The 17,750-nt window shown below is 72.3% G+C and carries 20 protein-coding genes and 3 tRNA genes; 17 read left to right on the top strand and 6 right to left on the bottom strand.

Features of this window, described 5'->3' with window-relative positions:
- Positions 1 to 85: 85 nt before the first annotated feature.
- The 7 genes from E0L36_RS12845 to E0L36_RS12875 all read left to right on the top strand — a co-directional run bounded on the left by E0L36_RS12845 (position 86) and on the right by E0L36_RS12875 (position 4,206).
- The gene (locus tag E0L36_RS12845) at positions 86 to 817 is read left to right on the top strand and encodes a DUF742 domain-containing protein (protein ID WP_180929153.1); all 732 of its coding nucleotides are present in this window, start codon (positions 86 to 88) and stop codon (positions 815 to 817) included.
- The gene (locus E0L36_RS12850) at positions 798 to 1,382 is read left to right on the top strand and encodes an ATP/GTP-binding protein (protein WP_180929154.1); all 585 of its coding nucleotides are present in this window, start codon (positions 798 to 800) and stop codon (positions 1,380 to 1,382) included. Before E0L36_RS12845 ends, E0L36_RS12850 begins: the two co-directional genes overlap by 20 nt.
- Before the next feature lie 79 nt (positions 1,383 to 1,461).
- A complete protein-coding gene (locus E0L36_RS12855) occupies positions 1,462 to 2,244 on the top strand; it encodes a fumarylacetoacetate hydrolase family protein (protein WP_180929155.1) in 783 nt (260 codons plus the stop codon).
- The gene (gene gltX / locus E0L36_RS12860; RefSeq protein ID WP_180929156.1) at positions 2,237 to 3,724 is read left to right on the top strand and encodes a glutamate--tRNA ligase; all 1,488 of its coding nucleotides are present in this window, start codon (positions 2,237 to 2,239) and stop codon (positions 3,722 to 3,724) included. Before E0L36_RS12855 ends, gltX begins: the two co-directional genes overlap by 8 nt.
- Before the next feature lie 206 nt (positions 3,725 to 3,930).
- Positions 3,931 to 4,002 (top strand) — tRNA-Gln (locus tag E0L36_RS12865).
- Positions 4,003 to 4,036: 34 nt separating this feature from the next.
- A tRNA-Glu gene (locus tag E0L36_RS12870) sits at positions 4,037 to 4,109 on the top strand.
- A 24-nt stretch (positions 4,110 to 4,133) separates the two neighbouring features.
- Positions 4,134 to 4,206 (top strand) — tRNA-Glu (locus E0L36_RS12875).
- A 388-nt stretch (positions 4,207 to 4,594) separates the two neighbouring features.
- Here the strand turns inward: E0L36_RS12875 and E0L36_RS12880 are convergent.
- Positions 4,595 to 5,323, bottom strand: coding sequence for a MerR family transcriptional regulator (locus E0L36_RS12880; protein WP_180929157.1), 729 nt, complete (start codon positions 5,321 to 5,323; stop codon positions 4,595 to 4,597).
- 267 nt (positions 5,324 to 5,590) lie between these two features.
- On the opposite strand from E0L36_RS12880, the gene E0L36_RS12885 reads away from it, so the two are divergent.
- Complete coding sequence (locus E0L36_RS12885) at positions 5,591 to 6,055, top strand: DUF4188 domain-containing protein (RefSeq protein ID WP_180929158.1); 465 nt, start codon at positions 5,591 to 5,593, stop codon at positions 6,053 to 6,055.
- A 50-nt stretch (positions 6,056 to 6,105) separates the two neighbouring features.
- Here the strand turns inward: E0L36_RS12885 and ndgR are convergent, their stop codons facing one another.
- On the bottom strand, positions 6,106 to 6,819 hold the full coding sequence (gene ndgR, locus E0L36_RS12890; RefSeq protein ID WP_180929159.1) for an IclR family transcriptional regulator NdgR: 714 nt from the start codon (positions 6,817 to 6,819) through the stop codon (positions 6,106 to 6,108).
- A 111-nt stretch (positions 6,820 to 6,930) separates the two neighbouring features.
- Between ndgR and leuC the strand changes: the two genes are divergently transcribed.
- The 4 genes from leuC (at position 6,931) to E0L36_RS12910 (ending at position 10,063) form a co-directional block, all read left to right on the top strand.
- Positions 6,931 to 8,355 carry a 3-isopropylmalate dehydratase large subunit gene (leuC, locus tag E0L36_RS12895; protein ID WP_180929160.1) on the top strand — a complete coding sequence of 475 codons (1,425 nt, stop codon included), beginning with the start codon at positions 6,931 to 6,933 and terminating at the stop codon, positions 8,353 to 8,355.
- A 3-nt stretch (positions 8,356 to 8,358) separates the two neighbouring features.
- Positions 8,359 to 8,952: a 3-isopropylmalate dehydratase small subunit gene (leuD, locus tag E0L36_RS12900; RefSeq protein ID WP_180929161.1), complete on the top strand. Its 594-nt coding sequence runs from the start codon at positions 8,359 to 8,361 to the stop codon at positions 8,950 to 8,952.
- 114 nt (positions 8,953 to 9,066) lie between these two features.
- Positions 9,067 to 9,321 carry a hypothetical protein gene (locus E0L36_RS12905; RefSeq protein WP_180929162.1) on the top strand — a complete coding sequence of 85 codons (255 nt, stop codon included), beginning with the start codon at positions 9,067 to 9,069 and terminating at the stop codon, positions 9,319 to 9,321.
- A gap of 124 nt (positions 9,322 to 9,445) precedes the next feature.
- The gene (locus tag E0L36_RS12910; protein ID WP_180929163.1) at positions 9,446 to 10,063 is read left to right on the top strand and encodes an HU family DNA-binding protein; all 618 of its coding nucleotides are present in this window, start codon (positions 9,446 to 9,448) and stop codon (positions 10,061 to 10,063) included.
- A 135-nt stretch (positions 10,064 to 10,198) separates the two neighbouring features.
- On the opposite strand, the gene E0L36_RS12915 is transcribed toward E0L36_RS12910, so the two are convergent.
- Both E0L36_RS12915 and cofC read right to left on the bottom strand, forming a co-directional pair.
- On the bottom strand, positions 10,199 to 10,402 hold the full coding sequence (locus E0L36_RS12915) for a hypothetical protein (RefSeq protein WP_180929164.1): 204 nt from the start codon (positions 10,400 to 10,402) through the stop codon (positions 10,199 to 10,201).
- A gap of 10 nt (positions 10,403 to 10,412) precedes the next feature.
- Positions 10,413 to 11,066 carry a 2-phospho-L-lactate guanylyltransferase gene (gene cofC / locus E0L36_RS12920; RefSeq protein WP_180929974.1) on the bottom strand — a complete coding sequence of 218 codons (654 nt, stop codon included), beginning with the start codon at positions 11,064 to 11,066 and terminating at the stop codon, positions 10,413 to 10,415.
- 171 nt (positions 11,067 to 11,237) lie between these two features.
- Here cofC and E0L36_RS12925 point away from each other — a divergent pair, with 171 nt between their 5' ends.
- The 3 genes from E0L36_RS12925 to E0L36_RS12935 all read left to right on the top strand — a co-directional run bounded on the left by E0L36_RS12925 (position 11,238) and on the right by E0L36_RS12935 (position 14,382).
- The gene (locus E0L36_RS12925; protein WP_180929165.1) at positions 11,238 to 12,080 is read left to right on the top strand and encodes a 1-acyl-sn-glycerol-3-phosphate acyltransferase; all 843 of its coding nucleotides are present in this window, start codon (positions 11,238 to 11,240) and stop codon (positions 12,078 to 12,080) included.
- Positions 12,077 to 13,183, top strand: coding sequence for an NAD(P)H-dependent glycerol-3-phosphate dehydrogenase (locus E0L36_RS12930; protein ID WP_180929166.1), 1,107 nt, complete (start codon positions 12,077 to 12,079; stop codon positions 13,181 to 13,183). Before E0L36_RS12925 ends, E0L36_RS12930 begins: the two co-directional genes overlap by 4 nt.
- Positions 13,184 to 13,245: 62 nt before the next feature.
- A complete protein-coding gene (locus tag E0L36_RS12935) occupies positions 13,246 to 14,382 on the top strand; it encodes a D-alanine--D-alanine ligase family protein (RefSeq protein WP_180929167.1) in 1,137 nt (378 codons plus the stop codon).
- A 361-nt stretch (positions 14,383 to 14,743) separates the two neighbouring features.
- Here the strand turns inward: E0L36_RS12935 and E0L36_RS12940 are convergent, their stop codons facing one another.
- Both E0L36_RS12940 and E0L36_RS12945 read right to left on the bottom strand, forming a co-directional pair.
- Complete coding sequence (locus E0L36_RS12940; RefSeq protein WP_180929168.1) at positions 14,744 to 15,256, bottom strand: DUF3515 domain-containing protein; 513 nt, start codon at positions 15,254 to 15,256, stop codon at positions 14,744 to 14,746.
- A gap of 20 nt (positions 15,257 to 15,276) precedes the next feature.
- Positions 15,277 to 15,510: an Lrp/AsnC ligand binding domain-containing protein gene (locus E0L36_RS12945; protein WP_180929169.1), complete on the bottom strand. Its 234-nt coding sequence runs from the start codon at positions 15,508 to 15,510 to the stop codon at positions 15,277 to 15,279.
- 159 nt (positions 15,511 to 15,669) lie between these two features.
- On the opposite strand from E0L36_RS12945, the gene E0L36_RS12950 reads away from it, so the two are divergent.
- Both E0L36_RS12950 and thiD read left to right on the top strand, forming a co-directional pair.
- On the top strand, positions 15,670 to 16,692 hold the full coding sequence (locus tag E0L36_RS12950; protein ID WP_180929170.1) for a thiamine-phosphate kinase: 1,023 nt from the start codon (positions 15,670 to 15,672) through the stop codon (positions 16,690 to 16,692).
- A gap of 168 nt (positions 16,693 to 16,860) precedes the next feature.
- On the top strand, positions 16,861 to 17,670 hold the full coding sequence (thiD, locus tag E0L36_RS12955) for a bifunctional hydroxymethylpyrimidine kinase/phosphomethylpyrimidine kinase (RefSeq protein ID WP_180929171.1): 810 nt from the start codon (positions 16,861 to 16,863) through the stop codon (positions 17,668 to 17,670).
- Positions 17,671 to 17,750: the final 80 nt, after the last annotated feature.

The following is a 17,750-nucleotide window of genomic DNA, read 5'->3' on the forward strand; positions in this document are numbered from 1 at the left end:
GGCAGTGCACATCCCGTCTCCGCGCCATAAAGTGCGGGGCGTGGTGCCCGCCATGGGCGCGGTTCAGTGAGTCGGAGGAGGAAACGTGGCAACGCCCCCAGGAGGTCCGTCGTCGTACGGCACCGGTGACGACCACCAGCAGCCAGCGGATCCGACCCTCGCCTCGGGCGGGGACGCTCCGTTCCTCAAGCGATTCAACTTTCCCTCCGCGCCCAGCGAACGCGTTCGCGAACAGCCGATGCCGCGGCAGCGGCAGGTCCCGCCGCGCGTCCCGCAGGCGCGGCAGCCCCAGCCCCCGGGCCCGCCGCGGCCAGGCCCGGACGGGACCGGGTTCCCCGGCGCGCCGGGAGGAGTGCCCGCTCCGGCGCCGCACGACCAGGCGCCGGCCGAGCCGGTCCAGCCAGCGGTGCCGTCCGCACCGGACGGCACCGGGCCGGAGGGCGGCCCGGACGACCCGGGCGGCCGCAACGACCACCAGCCGCTGGTGCGTCCGTACGCCATGACGGGTGGCCGGACCCGTCCCCGATACCAGCTCGCCATCGAGGCGCTGGTGCACACCACGGCCGATTCCGCGCGGCTCCAGGGCCAGTTGCCCGAACACCAGCGGATCTGCCGACTGTGCTACGAGATCAAGTCGATCGCCGAGATCTCCGCACTCCTGTCCATCCCGCTCGGCGTCGCCCGGATCCTCGTCGCCGACCTGGCCGAGGCCGGACTCGTCGCCATCCACCAGCCCGGCGGCGAGCAGACCTCCGCCGACGGCCAGCCAGACGTGACGTTGCTCGAAAGGGTGCTCAGTGGACTTCGCAAGCTCTAGTGGCGGTGCTGCTGCCCGTTCCACCACCTCCGCGAAGATCGTGGTGGCGGGCGGCTTCGGCGTGGGCAAGACGACCTTCGTCGGCGCGGTCTCGGAGATCAATCCGCTGCGTACCGAGGCCGTGATGACCTCCGCCTCGGCCGGAATCGACGATCTGACGCACACCGCCGACAAGACCACCACCACGGTGGCCATGGACTTCGGCCGGATCACCCTGGACCAGGACCTGATCCTCTACCTGTTCGGCACTCCCGGGCAGGACCGGTTCTGGTTCATGTGGGACGACCTGGTGCGCGGGGCGATCGGCGCGGTCGTGCTGGTGGACACCCGGCGGCTGGCGGACTGTTTCCCCGCGGTGGACTACTTCGAGAACAGCGGACTGCCCTTCGTGATCGCGCTGAACGGCTTCGACGGCCACCAGCCGTACTCGCCGGAGGAGGTTCGCGAAGCCCTCCAGATCGGTCCGGACGCCCCGATCATCACGACGGACGCGCGGCACCGCGCGGACGCCAAGAGCGCGCTGATCACCCTGGTCGAGCACGCGCTCATGGCCCGGCTGCGCTGATCCCGGGCGGGGCCGGCGAGCGGGTGGCATACGCTGGGGGCTCAGCCCGCACCCCGGTCACCGTAAGGACAGCGCACCCGTGCGTATCGCAAGGTTTTCCCTCGACGGGAACGTCGCCTTCGGCGTCGTCGAAGGCGACGCGAACACCGAGGGCGGCCCCGTCCTCGACATCATCAAGGGCCATCCCTTCGCCGACTTCGAACGCTCCGGCCGGCGGCTGCCGCTGAGCGCGGTCCGGCTGCTGCCGCCGGTCCTGCCCAGCAAGGTGGTGGCCGTCGGCCGCAACTACGCGGAACACGCGAAGGAGTTGGGGCACGAGGTTCCGGCCGACCCGATCGTCTTCTTCAAGCCCTCCACCTCGGTGGCGGGCCCGGGGGACCCGGTCGGCTATCCGGCCATCACCGCCGACCTGCACCACGAGGCGGAGCTGGCGGTGGTGATCGGGCGGCTCTGCAAGGAGGTTCCGCGGGAGCGGGTGCGGGAGGTCGTCCTCGGCTACACCTGCGCCAACGACCTCACCGCGCGGGACGTTCAGCGCCGTGAGGGACAGTGGGCCCGGGCCAAGGGCTTCGACGCCTCCTGCCCGCTCGGCCCCTGGACCGAGACCGAGCTGGACCCCTCCGACCTCGGCGTGATGTGCACGGTCAACGGGGAACAGCGGCAGCTGGGCCGGACCAGCGAGATGGTCCGCTCCGTCGAGGACCTCGTGGTCCACATCTCCGCCGCGATGACGCTGCTCCCCGGCGACGTCATCCTGACGGGCACCCCCGCGGGCGTCGGCCCGCTCCAGATCGGCGATGAGGTCGCCGTCACCATCGAAGGCATCGGCACTCTCACCAACAAGGTGATCAAGCGTGACTAACGCGACCGCGGCATCGGACGTCCGCGTACGTTTCTGTCCCTCCCCGACCGGCAACCCCCACGTGGGCCTGGTCCGCACCGCCCTCTTCAACTGGGCCTACGCCCGCCACACCGGCGGCACCATGGTCTTCCGGATCGAGGACACCGACGCGGCCCGGGACTCCGAGGAGTCCTACCAGCAGCTGCTGGACGCGATGCGCTGGCTCGGCCTCGACTGGGACGAGGGCCCGGAGGTCGGCGGACCGCATGCTCCCTACCGGCAGTCGGAGCGCACCGAGATCTACGCGGACGTCGCCCGGCGCCTGCTGGAGAGCGGGCACGCCTACCGCTGCTACTGCACGGCCGAGGAACTGGACAAGCGGCGGGAGGCCGCGCGGCGCGAGAACCGCCCCTCCGGGTACGACGGCGCCTGCCGCGACCTCACCCCCGAGCAGGTCGCCGCGTACGAGGCCGAGGGTCGCACCTCGATCGTGCGGTTCCGGATGCCCGACGAGCCGATCACCTTCACCGACCTGGTGCGCGGAGAGCTGACCTTCGCCCCGGAACACGTCTCCGACTACGGCATCGTGCGCGCCAACGGCGCCGCGCTGTACACCCTGGTCAACCCGGTCGACGACGCGCTGATGGAGATCACGCACGTGCTGCGCGGCGAGGACCTGCTCTCCTCCACCCCGCGCCAGATCGCCCTCTACCGCGCGCTGGCGGAGCTGGGGGTGGGCGCCGGCCACACCCCCGTCTTCGCGCACCTCCCGTACGTCATGGGGGAGGGCAACAAGAAGCTCTCCAAGCGCGATCCGGAGTCCTCGCTCAACCTGTACCGGGAGCGCGGTTTCCTGCCGGAGGGGTTGCTCAACTACCTGTCGCTGCTGGGCTGGTCGATCTCCGAGGACCGGGACATCTTCTCGGTCGACGAGCTGGTCGCCGCCTTCGACGTGCGGGACGTCAACGCCAACCCGGCCCGCTTCGACCTCAAGAAGTGCGAGGCGATCAACGCCACCCACCTGCGGGAGCTGCCGGTCGCCGACTTCGCCGCCGCCTGCGCCCCGTGGCTCCAGGCCCCCTACGCGCCCTGGTCCCCGGAGAACTTCGACCAGGCCGGGTTCGACGCCCTGGCCCCGCTGGCCCAGACACGGCTCACGGTGCTCTCCGACATCACCGCCAACGTGGACTTCCTCTTCCTCGACGAGCCGGTGGAAGACCAGAAGTCCTGGCAGAAGGCGATGAAGCCGGGCGCCGACGCGCTGCTGCGCACCGCGGGCGAGAAGCTGGCCCTCTCCGGCTGGACCGCGGACGAGCTGAAGGCCGCCGTGCTGGCCGCCGGCGAGGAGCACGGGCTCAAGCTGGGGAAGGCGCAGGCCCCGGTCCGGGTCGCGGTGACCGGCCGTACGGTCGGGCTGCCGCTCTTCGAGTCGCTGGAGGTGCTGGGCCGCGAGCGCACGCTGGCCCGGATCGACGCCGCCCTGGCGAAACTCTCGGGCTGACGCCCCCCGCCGTCCGTGGTGGGCCGGGAGAGGCCGGAGATCCGGTGAATCCCAGCGCACCACGGCGGCCTCGGGGCCCCAGAACCCGTTTTGGAGCACCGTCCACGATCAGGTAATGTTCTTCCTGTCGCCGCGAGGGGCGGGCCACAAGGCCCACACCACCGGCGGCCATCCAGACAAGATCCCCACCGGGGATTGTGTTTTGGTGGGCTATGGTGTAATTGGCAGCACGACTGATTCTGGTTCAGTTAGTCTAGGTTCGAGTCCTGGTAGCCCAGCACGATCTGCGTTTTTCCATGTCGCATGATCGATGCCCCCGTTGTGTAGCGGCCTAGCACGCCGCCCTCTCAAGGCGGTAGCGCCGGTTCGAATCCGGTCGGGGGTACGGATCCACCAGGGATCTGCTAGGGCCCCCGTTGTGTAGCGGCCTAGCACGCCGCCCTCTCAAGGCGGTAGCGCCGGTTCGAATCCGGTCGGGGGTACGCGATCACAAGACCCTCCCCTCGGGGAGGGTCTTTTTCGTTCCCCTGCATTCTGGTTTTCCCGCACTCCGGTATTTCCGCATTCCCCCGTTTACCGGGAATTTCCGTGGATCACCTGGCTCACGCGGTTTTCCGTGTTCTCTCCACCCTCACGACTCCCCGCGTTCCCGTACTCCCCGCGCGCCCGGTACTCCCCGTGTCCTCCCGGTTCTCCGGGGGCGCTTCCCGGGGCTGTGGGGCCTCCCGGCCGCCGGGCGGCGACCCGTCGAGGCCCCCGCCCGGCGGCTCCGCCCGGTTCTCGGCCCGGGCTGTCCGCGCGCTTCGGTGATCAGTGCCGCCCCGGAGTCCGTGGCGCCGCCGCCGTCGAACGTCGGTCGGCGACGGTGCGTCAACTCCCTTCCCCGAACCGGTGGTTGGACTCCTCGGTCTGCGCGAGCCGCCGCAGGCTCAGCAGCACCGGCTCGTACAGCACGGTGCAGGCGACGGCGGCCTCCACCTGTTCGCTGAGGGTGTCGTAGGCGGCGATCGTCTCGGTGTCGGTCTCCGCGATCTGGGCGGCGGCCCGGGCGTAGGGGAGTAGCCGCTCGATGTCGCAGGGGTAGCCGAGCCGGGAGAGCGCCGCCACCGCGTTGATCAGCGAGGTGTAGGCCGGGACGTGGTGACGCAGCCGTCGGGAGAAGTCCCAGCCGAGCTGGGTCAGCAGCGCGTCGACCGACTCCCGGGCCGTCCGCTCGTGCGGTCCCGGCTCCCCGGGCTCCCCCTCGTCCTCCCCCTCCGCCCCGTCCCCGTGGGTCGCGCTCCCGGGGCCCTCAGCGCGCGCTGATGTCCCCGGGGGTCCGGCGCTGGGCGGCAGGAGCGAGTGGGCCGCCCCGAACCGCTGGTGCGGGCTGCGCGAGTCGTCGTCCACGACGGTCAGCACCTCGCGGGCGGTGGCCACCGACATCCCGCCGACCTGTATCAGCGCGCGCACCAGCCGCAGACGGCGCAGATGGTCCTCCTCGTACCGGGACTGCCGCGCGTTGACCCGCTCTCCAGGCGGCAACAGCCCCTCGCGCAGATAGAACTTGATCGTCGCGGTGGGGACCCCGCTCCGCTCGCTGAGTTCCGCCAGTCGCATATCGGCCTTCCTGGGGTTGTGCCGAGCACTTGGAGAGTGGCACTATCCATGTATTGGATAGTGCGGCTATCCAGTCCTGCTTTCCAGTTCTGGTGTTCAGTCCTGCCGTGCCGTCCTGCTGTCGGTGCTGTGCCCAGCGTCGCTGTCACCGCTGACGCGTCGGTGCTGACCTGCCGCTGTCCAGCGGTCGTTCGGTTCTGCCGAAGAGTCGTCCATTGTGTCGAAGGGGAGGGGTGTGTGGTGCGTCACGAGGTGCTGCCGGGTCGGATGACGGACGCGTCGGAGGGCGAGATCGTCGTCTTCCTGATCGGGATGCGGATCAACCGGCTGCGCGCGCCGCGCGCCTGGCTTCCGGTATTCCGGGCGATGCCGAGGATGCTGCGGGAACTGTCCCGGGACCCCTCGGCGGGGATGCTCGGTTACCGCCTGCTGTTCGGAGGGCCGAGGATCTTCTGCGTCGTGCAGTACTGGGAGTCCCAGGAGCGGCTCCACGCCTACGCCTCCAGTCCGGAGCGCGAACACCGGCCCGCCTGGGCGGCGTTCCATCGCCGGGCGCGGCGGGCGAACGGGGCCGTGGGCATCTGGCACGAGTCCTACCGCGTGCCCCCGGGGCACTACGAAAGCGTCTACGTCGACATGCCAGCGTTCGGGCTCGGCGCGGCCCGGGGGACCGCACCGGTTGGTCAGGGTGGTGCCCGCGCCGCGGACCGGCTGCGGAGCCGAGCCGGTTGAGCCGCCGGTGGATCCGTGCCCCGGGGCGGGGGTCTGGGGCACGGATCGTCTCAGCCCCGGCGCAGGGCGTCGCTGAGTCGGGCGGCCGCGTCCACGATCGCCTGGGCGTGCATCCGGCCGGGGTGGCGGGTCAGCCGCTCGATGGGGCCGGAGACCGAGACGGCCGCCACCACCCGGTTCGACGGACCGCGTACCGGTGCCGAGACGGAGGCCACGCCCGGTTCGCGCTCCCCGATCGACTGGGCCCAGCCGCGCCGCCGCACCCCGGAGAGCGCCGTGGCGGTGAACCGGGCACCCTGGAGGCCCCGGTGCAGCCGTTCCGGCTCCTCCCAGGCCATGAGGATCTGCGCCGCCGAGCCCGCCTTCATCGGCAGGGTGGAGCCGACGGGGACGGTGTCTCGCAGGCCGGACAGCCGCTCGGCCGCCGCCACGCAGATCCGCATATCGCCCTGCCGCCGGTAGAGCTGGGCGCTCTCGCCGGTCACGTCGCGCAGGTGGGTCAGGATCGGCCCGGCGGAGGCGAGGAGCCGGTCCTCCCCGGCGGCGGCGGCCAGTTCACCGAGCCGGGGGCCCAGGATGAACCGGCCCTGCATGTCGCGGGCCACCATGCGGTGGTGCTCCAGGGCCACCGCGAGCCGGTGGGCCGTTGGGCGGGCGAGGCCGGTCGCCCCGACCAGCCCGGCAAGGGTGGCCGGACCGGACTCCAGAGCGCTCAGCACGAGCGCGGCCTTGTCGAGAACGCCGACGCCACTAGAGTTGTCCATGCGTCGATACTCCCGTCTCAGAGTGTGAAACGCAAGTTCAGATTTCCCCCGCACCCGCCAGGCTGTACTCACGGCAGCCACACGGCGTCGCACGGCACCGGAGGGAAAGCGATGGGACGCACACTCGCGGAGAAGGTCTGGGACGACCACGTCGTCAGGCGCGTGGAAGGCGAGCCGGACCTGCTCTTCATCGACCTGCACCTGCTGCACGAGGTCACCAGCCCACAGGCATTCGACGGCCTGCGCAAGGCGGGGCGCGCGGTGCGCCGCACCGACCTCACCATCGCCACCGAGGACCACAACACCCCGACCCTCGCCATCGACAAGCCGATCGCCGACCCCGTCTCGCGTACCCAGCTGGAGACGCTCCGTAAGAACTGCGCGGACTTCGGTGTGCGGCTGCACCCGCTGGGCGACGTCGAGCAGGGCGTCGTCCACGTGGTGGGACCGCAGCTGGGCCTGACCCAGCCGGGCACCACCGTGGTCTGTGGCGACAGCCACACCTCCACCCACGGCGCGTTCGGCGCCCTCGCCTTCGGTATCGGCACCAGCCAGGTCGAGCACGTCCTGGCCACCCAGACGCTGCCGATGGCCCCGTTCCGCACGATGGCGGTCACGGTCAACGGCGAGCTGCCGGCGGACGTCACGGCGAAGGACCTGATCCTGGCCGTCATCGCGCGGATCGGCACCGGCGGCGGCCAGGGGTACGTCATCGAGTACCGGGGCGAGGCCATCGAGAAGCTGTCGATGGAGGCCCGGATGACCGTCTGCAACATGTCCATCGAGGCGGGCGCCCGCGCCGGCATGATCGCGCCGGACGACACCACCTTCGCGTACCTGGCGGGCCGCCCGCACGCCCCGCGGGACGCCGAGTGGGACGAGGCGGTCGCCTACTGGCGCACCCTGCGCACCGACGCGGACGCCCGGTTCGACCACGAGGTGGTCATCGACGCCGCGGGGCTCGCCCCGTTCGTCACCTGGGGCACCAACCCCGGGCAGGGCGCGCCGCTTTCGCAGAGCGTCCCCGCCCCCGGCTCCTTCTCCGACCCCAGCGCCCAACTCGCCGCCGAACAGGCCCTGGAGTACATGGGGTTGAGCGCCGGGCAGCCGCTGCGCGAGGTCGCCGTCGACACCGTCTTCGTCGGGTCCTGCACCAACGGCCGTATCGAGGACCTGCGTTCGGCGGCCGAGGTGCTGCGCGGCCGGTCGCTGGCGAGCGGCGTGCGGATGCTCGTCGTGCCGGGCTCGGTGCGGGTGGCGCTCCAGGCCGTCGAGGAGGGCCTGGACAAGGTGTTCACCGAGGCCGGGGCCGAGTGGCGGCACGCCGGTTGCTCGATGTGTCTCGGGATGAACCCGGACCAACTCGCGCCGGGGGAGCGGTCGGCCTCGACCTCCAACCGCAACTTCGAGGGCAGGCAGGGCAAGGGTGGCCGGACCCATCTGGTCTCACCCCAAGTGGCCGCCGCCACCGCGGTGCTGGGCCATCTCGCCTCGCCCGCCGACCTGTCCGACGTACCCGAGCCCGCCGGAGTCTGAGCCATGGAAGCCTTCACCACGCACACCGGCCGGGTCGTCCCGCTGCGCCGCAGCAACGTCGACACGGACCAGATCATCCCCGCGCACTGGCTCAAGAAGGTCACCCGGGACGGCTTCGAGGACGGTCTCTTCGAAGCATGGCGCAGGGATCCGGAGTTCGTGCTCAACAAGCCCGCACACCACGGTGGGACGGTGCTCGTCGCGGGACCGGACTTCGGTACCGGCTCCTCCCGCGAGCACGCCGTGTGGGCGCTCCAGAACTACGGCTTCAAGGCCGTGCTCTCCTCCCGCTTCGCGGACATCTTCCGGGGCAACTCCCTCAAGAACGGCCTGCTCACCGTGGTGTTGCCGCAGCCGGTGATCGAGCGGCTCTGGGAGCTGAGCGAGACCGACCCGGCCACCGAGGTCACCGTCGACCTGGTGACCCGCACCGTGACGGCGCCCGGTGTGGCGGAGGAGTTCACGCTGGACGAGAACGCCCGCTGGCGACTGCTGGAGGGGCTGGACGACATCAGCCTCACCCTCCAGAACGAGTCCCACATCGCCGAGTTCGAGGCCGCCCGCCCCTCCTTCCTGCCCCGTACCCTGCGGGTGTGAGCCAGGGGCGGAAGGCCCTCGCGCGCGCGACGCGCCCCGCCTGCCGGCCGGGGCGCGTTCGCCGTGTTGAGGCCCGGTGTCGGCACAACTCGCCCTAGCTGCCACAATCGGTACATGGAACGCGACGGTCAACTGGAGCTCTACGGCCGCCTCGCCGCCCGGCTCAAGGACGCGCACCGCACGGTGCGCACGCTGCGGGTCCCGCACGGGGTCCGGGTGGTGCTCACCAAGAAGCTACTGGTGATCACGGCAGCCGCCAACCACGATCTGGCGCACGCCGAGCGGCGCCTTGAGCGCCTGATGGCCGAGCTTGACGCGGGCCGAATCCCCATGGCGCGCGGGGATGTGCGCGCTGACGGAACTCCGTGACGGACGACTTCGTTGCGGCACAAGGGTGATTCGCCCGTTTCGTATTTGATTTGCGGTATATATCTGCCTAGCGTGCGAAAAAGCTTGAACCCATTCGCCCTGCAATGCCTCCGAAGGGGAAGACGTGAACAAGGCGCAGCTCGTCGAAGCAATCCAGGATCAGCTCGGTGGACGTCAGCAGGCGTCGGACGCGGTCGACGTCGTACTCGACGCCATCGTCCGCGCGGTCGTCTCCGGTGAGCGGGTGTCCGTCACCGGCTTCGGGTCGTTCGAGAAGGTCGACCGCCCGGCCCGGTACGCGCGTAACCCGCAGACCGGTGAGCGGGTCCGGGTCAAGAAGACCTCGGTGCCGCGCTTCCGCGCCGGTGCCGGATTCAAGGACCTGGTCAGCGGAGCGAAGAAGCTCCCGAAGAACGACGTGGCCGTCAAGAAGGCACCGAAGGGCAGCCTGTCCGGTGGAACTTCCACCAAGAAGGCCGCCACCAAGAAGGCCGCGGCCAAGAAGACCACCGCGAAGAAGACGGCCACGCGTACCACCGCCAAGAAGGCCACCGCGAAGAAGACGGCGACCAAGGCCACCGCGAAGAAGGCACCGGCCAAGAAGTCAGCCGCCAAGAGCACGGCCGCCAAGACCACCGCGAAGAAGGCACCGGCCCGGAAGAGCACCGCGAAGAAGGCTCCCGCCCGGAAGACGGCGGCCCGCAAGACCACGTCCAAGAGGGCGACCGCGCGCAGGCGCTGACGCGCCTCCCGAGAACCACACGTTCCGCACCACTCAGCGCCGGGCCGGGCCCCAGGAGGGCTCGGCCCGGCGCTGTGCGCGCGGTTCGCCCGTCAGCGGGGCGGGGCGGCGGTCACCGCCCGGCGGGTTCGGGGGTCAGAAGGTCTGGAGCGTGACCAGGGTGACGCGGGCCTCCGCGCCCGAGCCCGTCACCTCGATCCGCACTCGCTGGCCAGGGCGGAGAAGCCGCAGGCCGCCCGCGTCGAACGCCGCCGCGTCGAACGGCAGCGGGGTGCCGTCGTCGAGCAGCACGCTGCCGGAGCGGGTCTCCGCGTCGTAGGTGTACGAGGTGGCCTGCATGCGGCGCAGCCTACCGGGCGGCGCCGGGGGCGGCACCGGGCGCCGGAAGGCCGACGTACCGCGCGGTGAAGGGGCCCACCCCCAGGGCCCGCGCGGCCCGCAGGTCGCCTCCGGTGTCCACGTCCTGGCGCACGCTCGGCACGTCGGGCAACCGCAGTTCCACCGCGCCGGAGGCCAGATGCCGCGCTCTGGAGGGCCCGCCGAAGCCCGGGTTCAGCTCGCTGCCCGGCATCGCGCTGAGCAACGTGGTGCCGAGTCCCGCCGCGTCCGCGAGGAAGGACCTCGGGTGCCGGGACGCCGCGCCCAGCACCCGGGCCAGTTCGCGGGGGCGTAGCGCGGGCAGGTCCGCGTTGAGCGCGGCCACCGGCACCAGCGGACGGTGGGCGCGGGCCGCGCTGGCGCCGTGCGCGAGCGCGGGGTTCAGCCCGGCGCCCGGGGTGTCGGGTATGACCCGGGCGCCCGTCTCGGTCAGCGCCCTCGTGGCGAGGGGGTCGTCCGTGACAACCACCACATCCCGTACCGCCTCGCAGGCCAGCGCCGCGCCCACGGTGTCCCGCGCGAAGGCGAGTGCGAACCCGGGGAGCGCGGCGGCGCCCGCGGTGTCCGCGAGCCTGCTCTTGGCCCGGGCCAGTGGCTTCAGCGGCACCACCAGGGTCCAGGCCACCGGCGTCGGAGGTGGCTGCACGCCCCCCATTCTGGACCGCCGCCGCAGCGTCCGGGCATCCGCGGGGTTACGGTGTGCACGTCAGAGGGGACGCACGGTGTGGTCGACAGAGCGGTGCTCTGCGGCGACACTTGTGCGGTTGTCGAGAGCGCCAGAGGAGATGGTGTCCGGGTGTCCCGCCAGAAAGTCGGCTTCTGGTACCGCCTTGCCGCGGTGCTGGCGAAACCGCCGCTCTTGGTGCTGTTTAAACGGGACTGGCAAGGAATGGAACACATTCCGGCCGAGGGTGGCTTTATCACCGTCGTCAATCACAATTCGTATCTCGACCCGCTCGCGTACGCGCACTTCGCCTACAACTCACGGCGTCTGCCGCGCTTCCTCGCGAAGGAGTCCCTTTTCCGGGGCAACGGACTGCCGGCCCGCTTCATGCGTGGTTCGCGCCAGATCCCGGTGTACCGCGAGTCGAGCGACGCGGTCGGCGCGTTCCGGGCCGCGGTGGACGCCGTGGAGAGCGGCGAGTGCGTCACCTTCTACCCGGAGGGCACGCTGACCCGCGATCCCGCCCTCTGGCCGATGCAGGGCAAGACGGGCGCGGCGCGGGTGGCGCTGGTCACCAGGGCGCCCGTGGTGCCCATCGCCCAGTGGGGCGCGCACCGGGTGCTGCCGCCGTACGCGAAGCGGCCGCGGCTGTTCCCCCGGAAGACCTTCGCGGTGCGCGCCGGGCGGCCCGTCGACCTCTCCCGCTACTACGGGATGGAACCGACCGCCGAGGTGCTGCGCGAGGTCACCGAGTTGATCATGGACGCGATCACCGCGGAACTGGCCGAACTGCGCGGTGAACCGGCGCCCGCGGAGCGCTACACGCACCGCGGGAACGCCCGGAACACCCCCGGCGGGAACTCCGCCGGGCGGCCGGAGCGTACGCCCCGTACGTCCCGCAAGCCCCGGCCCGGACAGCGACGGACCCAGACCGCGCGCGCACGTTCGCGAGGCGCGGAGGAGGAGAGCGCGTGACCCCTCCCGCACCACCCGCACAACCCCCGCGTCCGGACGGTCCGGAGACTCCCGGTCCCGCCGCGGCCGACGGGCCCGACCCGTCCGGGACCGGCCAGCCGCCAGTCCGCGCGGCGGTCTTCGGCAGCGGCTCCTGGGGCACCGCCTTCGCCATGATCCTGGCCGACGCCGGCTGCGCGGTGACACTGTGGAGTCGCCGCCCCGAGGTGGCCGAGGCCGTCAACCTGCGACACCGGAACCCCGACTACCTGCCGGACGCCGAACTCCCCGCCGCCGTACGGGCGACCACCGACCCGGCGCGGGCGGCGGCCGGGGCGGACGTCACCGTGCTCGCCGTCCCGTCCCAGACCCTGCGCGGCAACCTGGAGCGCTGGACAGCGCTGCTCGCCCCCGGCACCGTCCTGGTCTCGCTGATGAAGGGCGTCGAACTCGGCACCGCCGCGCGGATGAGCGAGGTCATCGCGGAGGTCACCGGCGCCGGGCCGGAGCGCGTCGCCGTCCTCACCGGGCCCAACCTCGCCCGGGAGATCGCCGCGCGGCAGCCCGCGGCGGCCGTCGTCGCCTGCGCCGACGCGGCGGTGGCCCAGCGCCTCCAGGCCGCCTGCCACACCCCGTACTTCCGGCCGTACACCAACACCGACGTGGTGGGCTGCGAACTCGGCGGAGCGGTCAAGAACGTGATCGCGCTGGCGGTCGGCATCGCCGACGGCATGGGACTGGGCGACAACGCCAAGGCGTCGCTCATCACCCGGGGCCTGGCCGAGACCACCCGGCTCGGGCTGGCGATGGGAGCGCGGGAGCACACCTTCGCCGGGCTCGCGGGGATGGGGGACCTCGTCGCCACCTGCTCCTCACCGCTGTCCCGGAACCACACCTTCGGCAGCAACCTGGGCCGGGGGATGACGCTTGAGGAGACCGTGGCCGTCACCAGGCAGACGGCCGAGGGCGTCAAGTCCTGCGAGTCGGTGCTCGATCTGGGGCGCCGCCACGAGGTGGAGATGCCGATCACCGAGACCGTGGTGGACATCGTGCACGACGGGAAGCCGCCGCACGTCGCGCTGAAGGAGCTGATGGCGCGGAGCGCCAAGGCCGAGCGGGTGTGACCGGCCCGACCCGGTGCCGCGCCGCTGACGCGCCACTGGCCAGCGGGTACAGTCGACGCGTTATGAGCAGCAACTCCCCTTCCCGCAAGCCCCGCGTCGCCGTCGTCTTCGGTGGACGCAGCTCCGAGCACGCGATCTCCGTCCTCACGGCGGGCGCGGTGCTGTCCGCCATCGACCGGTCGCGGTACGAGGTGCTGCCCATCGGCATCACCCGGGACGGACGCTGGGCGCTGACCGCCGACGACCCCGAGCGGATGGCGATCGAGGGCCGGAAGCTCCCCAGCGTGGACGAACTGGCCGACTCCCAGGCGGGCGGCGTGCTGCTCCCCGTCGACCCCGGCAGCCGTGAGGTCACGTACCTGGAGCCGGGTGCCGTGCCGAAGGCGCTGGGCGAGGTCGACGTCGTCTTCCCGGTGCTGCACGGCCCGTACGGCGAGGACGGCACCCTCCAGGGACTACTGGAGTTGTCCGGGGTGCCCTACGTCGGCGCGGGCGTGCTCGCCTCGGCGGTCGGGATGGACAAGGAGTACATGAAGCGGATCTTCGACTCCTTCGGTCTGCCGATCGGTCCCTACGTCACCATCCGTCCCCGGGACTGGGAGGGGGACCCGACCGCCGCCCGGAAGCGGGTGGTGGACCTCGCGGGTGACCACGGCTGGCCGGTCTTCGTGAAGCCCGCGCGCGCCGGTTCGTCGATGGGCATCACCAAGGTCACCGGACTCGCCGGGCTGGACGCGGCGATCGAGGAGGCCCAGCGCCACGACCCCAAGGTCATCGTGGAGGCGGCGGTGCGCGGCCGGGAGATCGAGTGCGGGGTGCTGGAGTTCGAGGACGGCCCGCGCGCCAGCCTCCCCGCCGAGATCCCGCCCGTCAGCGCGCACGACTTCTACGACTTCGACGCCAAGTACATCGACTCGGCCACCGGCGTCGTCCCGGCCCCGCTGACCGAGGAGGAGACGGAGCGGGTGCGGAGCCTCGCCGTGCGGGCCTTCGACGCCGCCTCCTGCGAGGGCCTGGTGCGGGCTGACTTCTTCCTCCGCGAGGACGGCGAGTTCGTCATCAACGAGATCAACACCATGCCCGGCTTCACGCCCATCTCGATGTACCCGCGGATGTGGCGGGAGACCGGCGTCGACTACCCGGAGTTGGTCGACCGCCTGGTCCAGGCCGCGCTGCGGCGCGGCACCGGCCTGCGCTGAACGCACGTCAGCGCCGGGTCAGTCCCGGGCGCCGTCCCCGCCCCGGCGGTCGGCCCCGCCCCCGTCTCCGTCGCCCGGCCCCCGCTGAGCGCACGCGCCGGAGCGGGGACAGGGCCCGCGCTGAGGTCGTCCGCCCCTCGCCGGAGCCTGGTCCGCCCCGCCGCCCGGCCGTGGCCTGGCGGCGACCACGACCGGCGGGGCACACCGGTGATGAGGCCGCGTCAGTTCCCCGGGGACCGCCAGCCACCCCCGGCTCACCCACTTCAACTTCCGGCGGCCGCGCGGCCGGAAGCGCCCTCGGGGATGCCCCCGGGCGCGGGCGGGTCGGTCAGCGGGAGGTCGCCCGGTGCTCGACGGGCGGTCAGGGGTCGCGGCGGGGGAGCGTCTTCCGCACCGCGTCGGCCAGTTCGGTCAGCGGGCCGACCTCCGGCGCGTAGTCGTCCGGAACCGTCAGCTCGACGTGGGCGGTGCGGTCCGTGGTGGTGAACCGATAGCCCCCGTCCTCCTCTTCCACCAGCCAGGAGACGCCGTTCACCTCCGCCGCGTCCGAGGTGGGGTTGTAATGTTCACTCCCGGGCGTCAGCTTCTCCGGCCGCCGCACGCCGCAGCGCAGCTCGATGGGCGGATCCCCCCACAGCGCGGTGTACTTTGTCGCGGGTTCCGGGGTGACCCTCCGCTGCCCGTCCAGCCGCTCCGGCAACTCCGCCCGGAGCGCCCGGCACGCCGTGGCCGCCGCACCCGACGGGCTGGGATCCTGGGGACCGACCCGGCCGGACGAGGAGGAACAGCCGACGGCGAGGGCGGCGCAGGCACCCACGGCCGCGAGGGCGCGACGGACGGTGCGATGCGGGGACCGGTGGTGCTGAACGCTCACCGGACGAGCATACGGGGGAGCTAGAGATGGACGATCGGACAGGTCAGGGTGCGGGTGATGCCGTCCACTTGCTGGACTTTGGCGACCACCATGCGGCCGAGTTCGTCGACCGTGTCCGCCTGGGCGCGCCCGATCACGTCATAAGGCCCCGTCACATCCTCGGCCTGTATCACTCCGGGGATCTTGGCGATGACGTCGGCGACCGCGGACGCCTTGCCGACCTCGGTCTGGATCAGGATGTACGCCTGTACCACGGGTCCTCCAGGACGGCTTCGAGGATCATTCCGGGAAAAGGGACGCTACGGTACCGCGCCCCCGAGCCGCGAGGGAGCCCCCGCGGCCCCGCCGGACGGTGGAGTACCGAGATGACGAACCAGTAGCGCGAGGAGCGAGGCGATGAAGGGGCGAGTGGGATGCGGGATCTGAACGGGGGCGGCGCGCCAGCGGGCGGCTACGCCGTCGGGCGAACCCCCGGAACGGTCGGCGAACTGGGGGAATTCGGGCTGATCCGGGAGCTGACCTCCCGCGTCACCCCCGCGCCCGCCGTGCGGATCGGACCCGGTGACGACGCGGCGGTCGTCGCGGCGCCGGACCGGCGGGTCGTGGCGACCACCGACATCCTGCTGGAGGGCAGGCATTTCCGGCGTGACTGGTCAACAGCGTATGACGTCGGCCGTAAGGCCGCAGCCCAGAATCTGGCGGACATCGCGGCGATGGGCGCCTACCCGACGGCGCTTCTGCTCGGCCTGGTCGTCCCCGCCGAACTCCCCGCGAACTGGCCCACCGAGCTGATGGACGGCATCCGGGACGAGGCGCACGTCGCGGCGGCCGCCGTGGCCGGGGGCGACGTGGCGCGCGGCGACGCGGTGACCGTCTCCATCACCGCCCTGGGCGACCTGCGTGGCGCCGACCCCGTCACCCGATCCGGTGCCCGGCCCGGCGACACCGTCGCGGTGACCGGCTGGCTCGGCTGGTCGGCCGCCGGGCACGCGGTGCTCTCCCGCGGCTTCCGCTCGCCGCGCGCCTTCGTCGAGGCGCACCGCAGGCCCGAGCCGCCGTACCACGCCGGGCCCGCCGCCGCCCAGCGCGGCGCCACCGCCATGACGGACGTCAGTGACGGGCTCATCGCCGACCTCGGGCACATCGCCGAGGCGAGCAAGGTCCGCATCGACGTGCGCGCCGCCGACCTCGACGTCCCGGCGCAGATGTCCGACATCGGGCAGGCGGTGGGCGTCGATCCGCTCCAGTGGGTGCTCACCGGCGGCGAGGACCACGCGATCGTCGCGACCTTCCCCCGGGAGACCCAGCTCCCGGCCCGCTGGCGCGTCATCGGGGAGGTCCTGGCGCCCACCGCGCTGCCGCAGGTCACCGTCGACGGGGCGCCGTGGGACAAGGCGGGGGGCTGGGACCACTTCGGCTCCGACCCGGTCGACTGACCCCCGTCCCACCTCGGCCCGCGGCGCCCCGCCGCGTCCGTCCCGCCGGGGCGGCGCCGTCGGCGGGACGGCGTCCGGCGAGGCCGAGAGGTGCCGAGCGGCGGGGGAGGCGGCCGGACGGTCCGGGTGGCCGGAGGGACGTGGGGACGGGCGGCGTACCGTCGTCGTATGACATCGCAGCCCACCGCTCCGCCCCGGGTCCTGACCGTGGCCGGATCCGACTCCGGCGGCGGCGCCGGGATCCAGGCCGACCTCAAGACGATGCTGGCGCTCGGCACCCACGGCATGAGCGTGATAGTCGCGGTGACCGCGCAGAACTCGCTGGGCGTGCGGGGCTACTGGGAGCTGCCGGCGGAGGCGGTGCGGGCCCAGTTCCACAGCGTCACCGAGGACATCGGGGTGGACGCCGTGAAGACCGGCATGCTGGCCTCAGCCGAACTCACCGAGACCGTCGCCGGACTGCTCTCCGGGCTGGCGGTACCGGTGGTCGTGGATCCGGTCGGGGTGTCCAAGCACGGTGACGCGCTGCTCGCCACCGAGGCGCTGGACGCGGTCCGCACGAAGCTGCTGCCCACCGCCACCGTCGTCACCCCGAACCTGGACGAGGTGGCGCAGCTCACCGGGGTGTGCGTGGAGACGGAGGAGGGCATGCGGGACGCGGCGGTGGCGATGCTCTCCCACGGGCCCCGCTGGGCGCTGATCAAGGGTGGCCACCTGCCCGGCCCGTACGCCGTCGACCTGCTGACGGACGGGGCGACCGAGCACTGGCTCCGCTCACCCCGGTACGACAACCGGCACACCCATGGCACCGGCTGCACCCTCGCCAGCGCGCTGGCCGCGCGGCTCGCCGCAGGTGACACGGTGGAGCGCGCGGCACGCGCCGCGAAGGAGTACGTCACCGGAGCCATCGCCGCCGGCTTCCCGCTCGGCGCCGGGATCGGGCCCGTCGACCACGGCTGGTGCGTCCCGGGACACTGACCGGACAACCGGCGCCCCCGTCAGTCCCGGCGCCCCCGTCAGCCCCCGGCGAGGGGCGCGGGGCAGGGCGCGTCTTCGCG

The organism is Streptomyces sp. AJS327 (genome assembly GCF_013450295.1).
Lineage (GTDB): Bacteria > Actinomycetota > Actinomycetes > Streptomycetales > Streptomycetaceae > Streptomyces.